Here is a 12488-nt window from a genome sequence, read left to right on the forward strand (position 1 = left end):
GCTGAAGACTCCTCTATAGGAATCAACACCTTAACCTGGAATTTATTACAAATGCAAGTTAGTCCGCCCACACTGTTCAACGCGCGCCTGCCTCTGTCTTGATTAGCAGTGATAGAATTTGCGGATGAATACCCCTGCCTTTATCCATCTCCGCCTTCACTCCGAATTCTCTGTGACCGACGGCATTGTCCGTATTGACGATGCGGTCAGCCAGGCCAAAAAGCTGGGCATGCCAGCCCTGGCTGTTTCGGATCTGATGAACCTGTTTGGCATGGTCAAGCTGTACAAAGCCTGCCGCAACACCGGCCTGAAGCCCATCGTCGCGCTGGATTGCTGGATAGAGAACCATGATGATCGCGACAAACCCACGCGCGTGTTGTTTGTTGCCCGCAACCGTGACGGTTACGGCCGTCTGTGCGAACTCCTCACCCGCGCCTACCTGGAAAACCAGTATCGTGGCCGCGCTGAACTGAAAAAAGAATGGCTGGACAGCGGCGACAACACGGGCTTGATGTGCCTGTCTGGCGCGCACCAGGGCGAAATCGGCCAGGCCATCCTGAATGGCAACATGGCCGGCGCCATTGAACTGGCCCGCTGGTGGCACGATCACTTTCCTGGTGCGTTCTATCTGGAACTGCAACGCAGCGGCCGCCCGGAGTGCGAAGCGTCGGTGCAGGGTCATCTGGATATCGCGTCCGAACTGGATTTGCCAGTTGTTGCGACACACCCCATCCAGTTCATGGACCCGGACGACTTCAAGGCGCACGAAGCCCGTACATGTATTTCTGAAGGCTACGTGATGGCCGACAAGCGCCGGCCGCGCAACTTCACCGAAGAACAGTATTTCAAGACGCCTGACGAAATGCAGGCGCTGTTTGCCGACCTCCCCGAGGCGCTGGCCAACACGGTCACGCTGGCGCAGCGCTGCAACGTGAATATCGTGCTGGGCAAGAACTTCCTGCCGCTGTTCCCGACGCCCGATGGCATGACGCTGGATGACTTCCTGGTGCATCAGGCCAAGGACGGCCTGGAAATGCGTCTGGCGCAGTTGTACCCGGACGAAGCCAGACGCGACGCCGAACGCCCGCGCTACCAGGAACGCCTCAAGTTCGAGACCGATACCATCATCCAGATGGGCTTCCCGGGCTACTTTCTGATCGTGGCGGACTTTATCGTCTGGGCCAAGCACAACGGCTGCCCGGTCGGGCCGGGCCGGGGGTCGGGCGCGGGTTCGCTGGTGGCCTATTCGCTGGGCATTACCGACATTGACCCCACCGAATACGCCCTGCTGTTCGAGCGCTTCCTGAACCCGGAACGGGTCTCGATGCCTGACTTCGATATCGACTTTTGTCAGGACAACCGCTGGCGCGTGATTGAGTATGTGCGCGGCAAATACGGCGCCGAGGCCGTCAGCCAGATCGCCACCTTCGGGACCATGGCCGCCAAGGCGGTGGTGCGCGACGTTGGCCGCGTGCTGGATCTGTCTTATATGTTTGTCGATGGCCTGTCCAAGCTCATCCCGGCCGCACCGGGCAAGCAATACAGCCTGGATGACGCTACCGAGATGGTTCCGGAACTGGCCGAACGCGTCAAAAACGAAGAAGAAGTGATCGAGTTGTGGGAGCTGGCCAAGAAGCTGGAAGGCCTGACCCGCAATATCGGCATGCACGCTGGCGGCGTGTTGATTGCGCCAGGCCAGATCACCGACTTCTGCCCGGTGTACCAGGCCAGCGGCGTGGATTCGTCGCCGGTTTCCATGCTCGACAAAGACGACGTGGAACAAGTCGGCCTGGTGAAGTTCGACTTTCTGGGTCTGCGCAACCTGACGATTATTGAACTCGCCCTGCAATACATCAAAGAGCAGACCGGCGAATACATTGACCTGATGAGTCTGGGCTTTGGCGATCAGGCGGCGTATCAGGTTTTCCGCGACGCCAACACCACCGCCGTGTTCCAGGTTGAATCGGACGGGATGAAGCGGCTGCTGGAAAAGCTGGCACCCGACCGTTTTGAAGACATTATCGCTGTGCTGGCGCTCTACCGGCCGGGCCCGCTGGGCTCTGGCATGGTGGATACGTTTATCAACCGGAAAAAGGGTCTGGAAACCCCGGATTACTTCCACCCTGATCTGGAAAAGTGTCTGGAGCCGACTTACGGCGTGATCGTGTATCAAGAGCAGGTGATGCAGATCTCGCAGATTATCGGCGGCTACACGCTGGGCGGCGCGGACATGCTGCGCCGGGCCATGGGTAAAAAGAAACCTGAAGAAATGGCCAAGCACCGGGTGACCATTGCCGAGGGCGCGGCCCAGAAAGGCTACGATCCGGCACTGGCCGAGCACTTGTTTGACTTGATGACCAAGTTTGCCGAGTACGGCTTTAACAAGTCGCACACGGCCGCCTACGCGGTGGTGTCGTACCACACCGCCTGGCTCAAGGCGCATCACACCGCGGCGTTCATGGCCGCCACCATGAGTTCTGAACTGGATAACACCGATCAGCTCAAGGTGTTCTACGACGATTGCGTCGAGAAGAACAGGCTGGAAATCCTGCCACCCGACGTCAACGCCAGCATGTACCGCTTCGTGCCGGTCGGCAAAAAACAGATCCGCTACGCCCTGGGCGCCATCAAGGGCGTGGGTGAAGGCGCGGTCAACATGATCGTGAATGAACGTACCGCCAACGGCCCGTACATCGATCTGTATGACTTCTGCATGCGGACCGACAAGAAGGAAGTCAACAAGCGCGTAATTGAAGCGCTGATCCGCGGCGGCGCGTTTGATGCGCTGGATAGCAACCGCGCCCAGTTGCTGGCCAACGTTGAACAGGCCATGAGCATTGCCGAGCATGCCGCTGCCAACGCCAACCAGGGCAGTCTGTTTGATGTGTTCGAGCCGGCCGCCGCCCCCACCGTGGAGCGGATCGTGGTGCCGGCATGGGATGACAAAACCCGCCTTGCCGAAGAAAAACCGGCGATCGGGTTTTATCTCTCCGGGCACCCGTTTGATGCGTATGCCAAAGACGTCAAAGCGTTTATCAAAACCCGGCTGGACCGCTTGCAACCGCGCAAGGATATTCAGTACGTCGCCGGGATTGTGATCGGTGTGCGGGTAAAGAATGGCGAGCGTGGCCGCATGGCGTTTGTGACGCTGGATGACGGCTGGGCCAAGCAGGACATCACCGTGTATTCCGAGGTGTTTGAGGCCAACCGCACCAAGCTGACGGAAGATGCGTTGCTGGTCATTCCGGGCAAGATCAGCGAAGACCGCTTCTCGGGCGGCCTGCGTGTGATTGCCGATGGCGTGATGGACATCGCAGAAGCCCGCAGCCAGTTTGCCCAGGCGCTGACGCTCAAGTTCAACGGCAATGCCGACGCGGCCAGACTGAAGCAGACCCTGGATAACTGGTCAGGTGGCGCATGCCAGGTGGAGATCGAATATCACAACGACAACGCCCGTTGCAAACTGGCGCTGGGCTACGCCTGGCGCGTGACTTTGCATGACGATCTGGTGGGCAATCTGAAAACATGGCTGGGCGACGATGCAGTGACGATCCGCTTTGCCGCGCAGCATTAAGTGTGTTTCAAACAAGGGGCCAGTGGCCCCTTGTTTGTTTCCGGCGCCCGTCAAAAAGGCGTGGAACAGGTTCCGTGATGCCGCACCAGCGCGCTTTCCCTATTCGGCAAAACCCTGACTTGTTTTCAGGAGAAGAGGCGCGGAGCATCACAATAACCCGGTAAATATATTGCGCTTGCACAAACCAACAAAACCCAATCACTACAAAATCAAAGGTATCGGAGTTCTACATGGATGATGAACTGAAGAATAAGGCGCTGGATTATCATCGTTTTCCCCGCCCCGGCAAGATTCAGGTGGTTCCGACCAAGGCACTGGCCAGCCAGCGTGATCTGGCGCTGGCCTATTCGCCCGGCGTGGCTTCTGCATGTATGGCGATCGTGGAAGACCCGGCTGAAGCCCGCAACATGACCGCGCGCGGTAACCTGGTGGCCGTGATTTCCAACGGCACAGCCGTGCTGGGCCTGGGCAATATCGGCCCGCTGGCCGGCAAGCCGGTGATGGAAGGCAAAGGCGTGCTGTTCAAGAAGTTCGCCGGCATTGATGTATTCGATATCGAAGTGGCAGAAAACGACCCGGACAAACTGGTCGACATTATTGCTTCGCTGGAACCCACTTTCGGTGGCATCAACCTGGAAGACATCAAGGCGCCGGAGTGTTTCATTGTTGAGCGCAAGCTGCGTGAACGCATGAATATCCCGGTGTTCCATGATGACCAGCACGGCACGGCCATCATCACCGGCGCCGCCGTCAAGAACGGCCTGCGTTATGTTGGCAAGAAAATTGAAGAGGTCAAGCTGGTGTGTTCCGGCGCGGGCGCTGCCGCCATTGCGTGTCTGGACTTGCTGGTCGGCATGGGCCTCAAGCGTGAAAACGTGGTGGTCTGTGACTCCAAAGGCGTGATCTACAGCGGCCGCGATGAGCGTCTGGACGAAACCAAAGCGCGTTACGTCCGCGATACCGACGCCCGCACGGTCAGCGACGCCATCACCGGCGCCGACATTTTCCTGGGCTTGTCCGGCCCTGGCGTAGTGACGCAAGAGATGGTCAAGCGCATGGCCGACAAGCCGCTGATCCTGGCGCTGGCCAACCCGGACCCGGAAATCTCTCCGCCGGCCGCCAAGGCCGTGCGCCCGGATGCCATTGTGTGCACTGGCCGCTCTGATTACCCCAACCAGGTCAACAACGTCCTGTGCTTCCCCTTCATCTTCCGTGGCGCACTGGATGTCGGCGCGACCACCATCAACGAAGAAATGAAGCGCGCGGCCGTGACCGCGATTGCCGATCTGGCCCACGCCGAGCAGTCTGACGTGGTGGCCGATGCATACAGCGGCCAGAGCCTGAAGTTCGGCCCGGAATATCTGATCCCGAAACCGTTTGATCCGCGCCTGATCATCAAGATCGCCCCGGCCGTGGCCCAGGCCGCCATGGATACCGGCGTGGCCGAGCGCCCGATCACCGACATGCATGCGTATGTCGAAGATCTGACCCAGTTTGTCTACAAGTCCAACCTGTTCATGCGCCCGGTGTTCTCTGCCGCGCGCAAGAAGCAAGAGCGCGTGGTGTATTGCGAGGGTGAAGACCAGCGCGTGCTGCACGCCGTGCAGGAAGCGGTAGACATGAAACTGTGCGTGCCGATCCTGATCGGCCGCCCCAAGATCATTCTCAAGCGCATCGAACAACTGGGGCTGCGTCTGCAGCAAGGCGTCGATTTTGAAGTCTGCAATCCGGAACACGATCCGCGCTATCGCGAATACTGGACGCTGTACCACAGCCTGATGATGCGCAAGGGCGTATCGGAAGAGCAAGCGCAGCTGGAAGTGCGCGGCAAGCCGACCCTGATCGGCGCGCTGATGGTCAAGCGGGGCGAGGCCGATGCAATGATCTGTGGCCTGACCGGCCGCTATCATCAGCATCACTACTATGTCACCAACGTGCTCTGCCCCCAGCAAGGCGGCGCAACGACGGGTGCCATGAACGCCCTGCTGCTGCCCACCGGCAATATTTTCATCGCCGATACCTACGTCAACCAGGATCCGACCGCAGAGCAGCTGGCCGACATCACGCTGATGGCCGCCGAAGCCGTGCGCAATTTCGGTATTGCACCAAAGGTCGCGCTGTTGTCGCATTCAAGCTTTGGCACGTCTGACAGCCCGTCTGCCCGCAAGATGCAGGAAACCCTGCGTCTGGTGCGTGAACGTGCGCCTGATCTGGAAATCGACGGTGAAATGCATGGCGATGCGGCGATCTCGGCGGAAATCCGCCAGCGCGTGTTCCCGCATTCCACACTTAAGGGCGATGCCAACCTGTTGATCATGCCTAACCTGGATGCCGCCAATATCTCTTTCAACCTGTTGAAGATGACGGCGGGTGATGGTCTGACCGTGGGCCCGATCCTGCTGGGTATTCCGGCCACCGCACACATCCTGACGCCGACAGCATCGGTACGCCGCGTGGTGAACATGACCGCGCTGGCCTCGGTGGAAGCGGCCACGCATGAAAACGAGCTGAACCTGCTGGCGCAGTAAACCGACCGCAACATGACGCCTGTGCTGGCGTCATGACGCCAGGCTTGCCACAATGAACCGGAATCCGTTGCAAGACGGGTTCCGGTTTTGTTTTGCACTATCCAATAAACGCGGCGAGCCCGCCGCCACACAGGAGGAAAGGCAAAATGAGTGAACACGGATTCAATCCGGGCGATCCATTCGGTTTTTTTGCGCAAATGTGGAAGAACACGGCAACCGGTGCCAGCAACCCGTTCATGCCACCGCTGACCGAAGAAGAGATCGACCGCAAGCTGGCGGAACTGAAAACCGTCGAACAATGGCTGACCATGCAGGTCAACCTGCTACAGATGACTGAAAAGACCCTGGAGTTGCAAAAAGCCGGCCTGGCCGCGCTGCGCCAGGGGCTGGACCCCCACATGCCCGAAGGAGGCCACGGCGGATGACGCAACCGTGTATCGCCGGCGCAACCCGCGCCACCCGTTCCCCCGCCCGCAATCTGCTCCTGCTGGCCACCGTGGCCCTTGGCACGCTGTTGGCCGCTTGTACCACGCCGCCCGTCCAGCCACCCCAGCCCGGCCCGACACCAACCGCCTCAGCGCCGGCGGTCAAATACCAGACCGCACAATGGGGCGATCTACCCATCACCAGCGATGCTGATATCCTGGGCGGCTTTACCGCCTGGCGCGCAGGTTGCGCCAGACTCAGCCGCAACACCATCTGGGCACCCGTGTGCGCAGAAGCGGCGCAAGTGCCGCAAGATGCCAGCGCCATCCGCAGCTTTCTGCAAAGCCGACTGCAACCCTGGGCGCTGCAAAACCCGGATGGCAGCCAGAACGGGCTGATCACCGGCTATTACGAGCCCATTTACAACGGCAGCCAGAACAAGACCGCCAAGGCCACCGTGCCGGTTTATGGCGTGCCGGACGATCTCATCATCGTCGCGCTGGATGACCTTTACCCCGAACTCAAAGGCAAGCGCGTGCGCGGCAAGCTGGTCGGGCGCAAGCTGGTGCCCTATCCCGATGCCGCAGCCATTGGCGACAAAGGCGTTACCGCCCCCGTTCTGGCGTGGCTGCAAGACCCGATGGATTTGCAGTTCATGCAGATTCAGGGCTCTGGCCGGGTGCGTCTGCCCGATGGCAGCCAGTTGCGCATTGCCTATGCCGACCAGAACGGCCGCCCATACAAACCCATTGGCCGCTGGCTGATTGAACAAGGGCAATTGAAGTCTGGCGAGGTGAGCATGCAGGCCATCCGCGCCTGGGCTACCGCCAACCCGCAGCGTATTCCCGAGTTGCTGGCCAGCAACCCGAGCTATGTGTTTTTCCGCACGCTACCCCCATCCAGCGAGGGCCCGCAAGGCGCGCTGGGCGTACCACTCACCGCCGAATACAGCGCCGCAATCGATCCGCGTGCCGTGCCGCTGGGCAGCATGGTCTGGTTGTCATCCACCCGGCCGGACAACCAGCAGCCGCTGAATCGTCCGCTGGCTGCGCAGGATACCGGCGGCGCCATTGCCGGCGCCGTCCGCGCTGACCTTTATTGGGGCACGGGCGATGCGGCGGGCGAGCTGGCCGGCCACACAAAACAACAAGGGCGCATCTGGCTACTCTGGCCCAAAGGCGCGCCGCTGCCTGGCAGCGCGCCCTGAACAAGCCTTTGTCCCCATTGAAAAATCCGGCCGCATCTGGCCGGATTTTTTTCTGGCGCTCGCACCGGAAAACAGCGACAGCACTGGCTGAACGGCCCCTGTCACAAAACTGCCGGTTGACCAATGCAGGCGAGTCCGGCAAGATGAAACCCGAATTTTCACCCCTTTGTTGACGCAGACCTCAATCTCAAATGGCATTCCACTCCAACGAAATCTGGCTTGAATGGCGATGGCGTAGCTGCTGATTACGGCCGCAAGCCCCTCGCATTGTCTCAACCCATCCTTCGTTCGGAGTAATCATGCTGACGCGTGAACAATTCGCAGCGCTCGCTGCGCAAGGCTACAACCGCATCCCCGTTGTCCTGGAACTGTTTGCTGACCTGGACACCCCGCTTTCCGTTTACCTCAAGCTGGCCAACCGCCCGTATTCTTATCTGCTGGAATCCGTTGTCGGTGGCGAGCGCTTTGGCCGCTACTCTTTCATTGGCCTGCCGGCCCGCACGCGCCTTGTGGTCAACGGCGAACACACCGAAGTCATTCACGATGATCGCGTGGTGGAAACCCATGACGGCAATCCGCTGGATTTCATCCACGATTACCAAAGCCGCTACAAGGCCGCCATCCCGCCCAATATGCCGCGCTTTATCGGTGGTCTGGTCGGGTATTTTGGCTACGAAACCATCCGTTTTATCGAGCGCAAACTGGCCGCGGTGAAAAAGCCGGACGTGATCGGCGCGCCGGACATCCAGTTGCTGCTGTCTGAAGAACTGGCCGTGGTCGACAACCTTTCCGGCAAGCTGTATCTGGTGGTTTACGCCGACCCGGCCCAGCCTGAAGCCTACGACAAAGCCGAAGCGCGTCTGTGGTCCTTGCGCATGAAGCTGCGCGAGCCAGCGCCAATGCCGCTGCAAGGCCCGTCCGAGCTGGTGACCACGCCGAACTCCGAGTTTGGTGAAAACGGCTTCAAGGATGCGATCGGCAAGGCCAAGGAATACATCCTCGATGGCGATATCATGCAGGTGGTGCTGTCCCAGCGCATGCAATTGCCGTTCTCCGAATCCCCGCTCAGCCTGTACCGCGCGCTGCGTTCGCTGAACCCGTCGCCGTACATGTTCTTCTACCACTTTGGCGACATGCACGTGGTCGGCGCCTCGCCAGAGATCCTGGTGCGGCTGGAAGGCGAAACCATTACGGTACGCCCGATTGCCGGCACCCGTCCGCGCGGCAAAACGCGTGAAGAAGATCAGGCACTGGCCGATGAACTGCTGGCCGATCCGAAAGAAATTGCCGAACACGTCATGCTGATGGACCTGGGCCGCAATGACACCGGCCGCGTGGCGCAAACCGGCAGCGTCAAGGTGATGGATCGCATGGTGGTCGAGAAGTACTCTCACGTCATGCACATCGTGTCCAGCGTGGAAGGCAAGCTCAAGCCGGGGCTGTCGAATATCGACGTGCTCAAGGCCACCTTCCCGGCCGGCACGGTATCGGGCGCCCCCAAGGTGCGCGCGATGGAAATCATTGATGAGCTGGAGCCTTCCAAGCGCGGCGTTTATGCCGGTGCGGTCGGCTACCTGGGTTTTAACGGCGATATGGACGTGGCCATTGCGCTGCGCACCGCAGTCGTCAAGAACGAAACGTTGTACATGCAGGCTGGTGCGGGCATCGTTGCCGATTCCGTCCCGCAGAGTGAGTGGCAAGAAACGCTGAACAAGGCTCGCGCGGTGTTGCGCGCTGCAGAGCTGGTTCAACGTGGTCTTGATGCTTGATCTGCCCTGAATAACGGAGGAATTCACCATGCTGCTGATGATCGACAACTACGATTCGTTTACCTACAACCTCGTCCAGTATTTTGGCGAACTCAAACAGGATGTCGTTGTTTACCGCAACGATGAAATCACCCTGGCAGAGATCGAGGCCCTCAAGCCCAAATACCTGGTGGTATCGCCAGGCCCGTGTTCGCCGCTGGAAGCCGGCATTTCGGTCGCGGCCATTGAGCACTTTGCCGGCAAGCTGCCGATCCTGGGCGTGTGCCTGGGCCACCAGTCCATCGGCCAGGCTTATGGCGGCAACATCATTCACGCCCAGACGCTGATGCACGGCAAGACCTCGCTGGTCACGCATACCGGCAAGGGCGTGTTCAAGGATCTGCCCTCGCCCTTCACCGCCACCCGTTATCACTCGCTGGTTATCGAACGCGCCACGCTGCCCGATTGCCTGGAAATCACGGCCTGGACCGACGACGGCGAGATCATGGGCGTGCGTCACAAGACGCTGCCGATTGAAGGGGTGCAGTTCCACCCGGAATCCATCCTGACCGAGCATGGTCATCAGATGCTGGATAACTTCCTCAAGGAATGGGCCTGATCTGTTTCGCCAGTCAGCCCGACTCCGCACATCTATATAACGCCGTAGTTGCTTGAGGAAAGCCAGCCATGACCATCTCTGTCCAGGAAGCGCTGAACCGCCTGATCGACCAGAACGAACTGTTTTACGACGAAATGCTGTACCTGATGCGGCAGATCATGACCGGCCAGATGCCGGCCGTGCAGATTGCGGCCCTGTTGATGGGTCTGCGCACCAAGGTTGAGTCTGTGTCTGAAATTGCCGCCGCCGCGACCGTGATGCGTGAGTTTGCCGTACCGGTACACGTGGCTGATCGCACGCACCTTGTCGATATCGTCGGCACCGGCGGCGACAAGGCGCACACCTTCAATATTTCCACGACAGCCATGTTTGTGGTCGCGGCCGCCGGTGGCCGCGTTGCCAAGCATGGCAACCGCGCGGTGTCCTCCAGCAGCGGCAGCGCCGACGTGCTCGAAGCGCTGGGCCTGCGGCTGGATCTGAACCCGGAACAAGTGGCGGCCTGTATTGACCATGTCGGCGCCGGTTTCATGTTCGCGCCCAGCCACCATAGCTCGATGAAGCATGTCGCCGCCGTACGCAAGGAAATGGGCGTACGCACCATTTTCAATATTCTGGGCCCGCTGACCAACCCGGCCAGCGCCGAGAACCAGTTGATGGGCGTGTTCCACCCTGACCTTGTGGGCATTCAGGTGCGCGTACTCAAGGAACTGGGCTCCAGACATGTGCTGGTGGTGCATGGCAAAGACGGTCTGGATGAAATCACCCTGTGCGACAAAACGCGCATTGCTGAACTCAAAGACGGCAACATCACCGAATACGACTTTGACCCGCGCGATTACGGTTTTGCCTTCTGTGAACTGAAAGACCTGCACGCCGGTGATGCGGCCGAATCCCGCGCCAAAGTAGAAGGCGTGCTGGATAACCAGCCAGGCCCGTGTCGCGATATCGTGGTATTGAATGCCGGTGCCGCCATTTACGCTGCCAATGTGGCCGATAGCCTTGAAGCCGGCTTTAAACTGGCCAGTGAAATCATTGCCAGCGGCAAGGCGCGTGCCAAACTTGATGAGCTGATCCGCTTTTCAAAGCAATTTCCAGGTTGATCTGATATGTCCGATATTCTGAAGAAAATCATTGCCACCAAAACCGAAGAAGTCGCGGCGGCAAAAAAAGCCATTCCCTTTGCGGCCATTCGTGAAGAAGCCGAATCACGCAAAGACGTGCGCGATTTTGTCGGCGCATTGCGGGCAAAGCATGCGGCCGGTCTGGCCGGCGTGATTGCCGAAGTCAAAAAAGCCAGCCCGTCCAAAGGCGTGATCCGGGCCGACTTTCAGCCTGCCGCCATTGCACAAAGCTACGCCGAACACGGCGCTGCCTGCCTGTCGGTACTGACGGACGTACAGTATTTTCAGGGCCACGCGGATTACCTCAAGGCTGCGCGCGCCGCATGCGCCCTGCCCGCGCTGCGCAAAGATTTCATGATCGATGAATACCAGGTCTTCGAAGCCCGGGCCTGGGGTGCCGACTGCATTTTGCTGATCGCCGCTGAGCTTGAACTGGCGCAGATGAAAAACCTGGAAGCCACCGCCCATGCGTTGGGCATGGCCGTGCTGGTGGAAGTGCACAACGGCGAAGAACTGGATCTGGCGCTGGAACTCTCCACCCCCTTGCTGGGCGTGAACAACCGCAATCTGCGCACGTTTGAAGTCAGCCTGCAAACCACGCTTGATCTGCTGCCACGCATCGGGGCTGATCGCATTGCCGTCACGGAAAGCGGGATTTTGCAGGCCGCGGACGTCAAACTCATGCGTGATCACCACGTCCACACCTTCCTTGTGGGCGAAGCGTTCATGCGCGCGGAACAACCCGGCGTGGCTTTGGCACAACTTTTTGCCTGAAATGCACCATTAAACGGCACAGTGTTTGTGCGGATTTTTCCGTAACAAGAATTGAGCCGGAAAGTTCAAACAGAAAAAACCTACCGCTGGCAAGCTTTTTTTCAACGTTCGTCTGCCAGGCGGCGCAATCCAGAAAATGACCCGGTTTAACCAAATCGGGTCTTTTTTTGCGTACAACGTTGTATTTATCTGGCTGAAAAGGATTTAGCTGCAGAGAAGGCCCGGTGGCAATAACCGGAAAAGTGGTTTTTTAGGCACAGTTGATCTGTGGCCTGATGTCATCATTACTTTTTGTAGTTGTTTTTCTACAACAACAAACACAAAAAAAAGGGCCTTTTCTTAGTGGTTATCCCCAATATTCGACCGTTTTCAGGGGCTAACCAGCAATTTTTGGAATATCACTGGCCTTTTAAAGCGTTTGCGGACCTATAAATGTCATATTTCTGTCATCATACGGTCCTAGACTGGCGCCGGTTTCAGAAGAAGACGAT

The 12488-nt window shown here is 59.0% G+C and carries 8 protein-coding genes; all 8 read left to right on the forward strand.

Going from position 1 to position 12488, the window contains the following annotated elements; all coding sequences use genetic code 11:
- Nucleotides 1-124: 124 nt before the first annotated feature.
- Nucleotides 125-3574: a DNA polymerase III subunit alpha gene (dnaE, locus tag IEX57_RS05010; RefSeq protein WP_188702947.1), complete on the forward strand. Its 3450-nt coding sequence runs from the start codon at nucleotides 125-127 to the stop codon at nucleotides 3572-3574.
- A 230-nt stretch (nucleotides 3575-3804) separates the two neighbouring features.
- Nucleotides 3805-6102, forward strand: coding sequence for an NADP-dependent malic enzyme (locus tag IEX57_RS05015; protein WP_188702948.1), 2298 nt, complete (start codon nucleotides 3805-3807; stop codon nucleotides 6100-6102).
- 146 nt (nucleotides 6103-6248) lie between these two features.
- Entirely contained in the window at nucleotides 6249-6527 is a 279-nt protein-coding gene (locus tag IEX57_RS05020) for a PhaM family polyhydroxyalkanoate granule multifunctional regulatory protein (RefSeq protein ID WP_188702951.1), read from the forward strand.
- Entirely contained in the window at nucleotides 6524-7735 is a 1212-nt protein-coding gene (mltA, locus tag IEX57_RS05025; RefSeq protein ID WP_188702953.1) for a murein transglycosylase A, read from the forward strand. Before IEX57_RS05020 ends, mltA begins: the two co-directional genes overlap by 4 nt.
- A gap of 299 nt (nucleotides 7736-8034) precedes the next feature.
- Nucleotides 8035-9504, forward strand: coding sequence for an anthranilate synthase component I (trpE, locus tag IEX57_RS05030; protein ID WP_188702955.1), 1470 nt, complete (start codon nucleotides 8035-8037; stop codon nucleotides 9502-9504).
- A gap of 28 nt (nucleotides 9505-9532) precedes the next feature.
- The gene (gene pabA, locus IEX57_RS05035; protein WP_188702957.1) at nucleotides 9533-10102 is read left to right on the forward strand and encodes an aminodeoxychorismate/anthranilate synthase component II; all 570 of its coding nucleotides are present in this window, start codon (nucleotides 9533-9535) and stop codon (nucleotides 10100-10102) included.
- Nucleotides 10103-10170: 68 nt separating this feature from the next.
- Entirely contained in the window at nucleotides 10171-11202 is a 1032-nt protein-coding gene (trpD, locus tag IEX57_RS05040; RefSeq protein ID WP_188702959.1) for an anthranilate phosphoribosyltransferase, read from the forward strand.
- 6 nt (nucleotides 11203-11208) lie between these two features.
- Nucleotides 11209-11997, forward strand: coding sequence for an indole-3-glycerol phosphate synthase TrpC (gene trpC, locus IEX57_RS05045; RefSeq protein ID WP_188702962.1), 789 nt, complete (start codon nucleotides 11209-11211; stop codon nucleotides 11995-11997).
- Nucleotides 11998-12488: the final 491 nt, after the last annotated feature.

Source organism: Silvimonas iriomotensis (assembly GCF_014645535.1).
Classification (GTDB): domain Bacteria; phylum Pseudomonadota; class Gammaproteobacteria; order Burkholderiales; family Chitinibacteraceae; genus Silvimonas; species Silvimonas iriomotensis.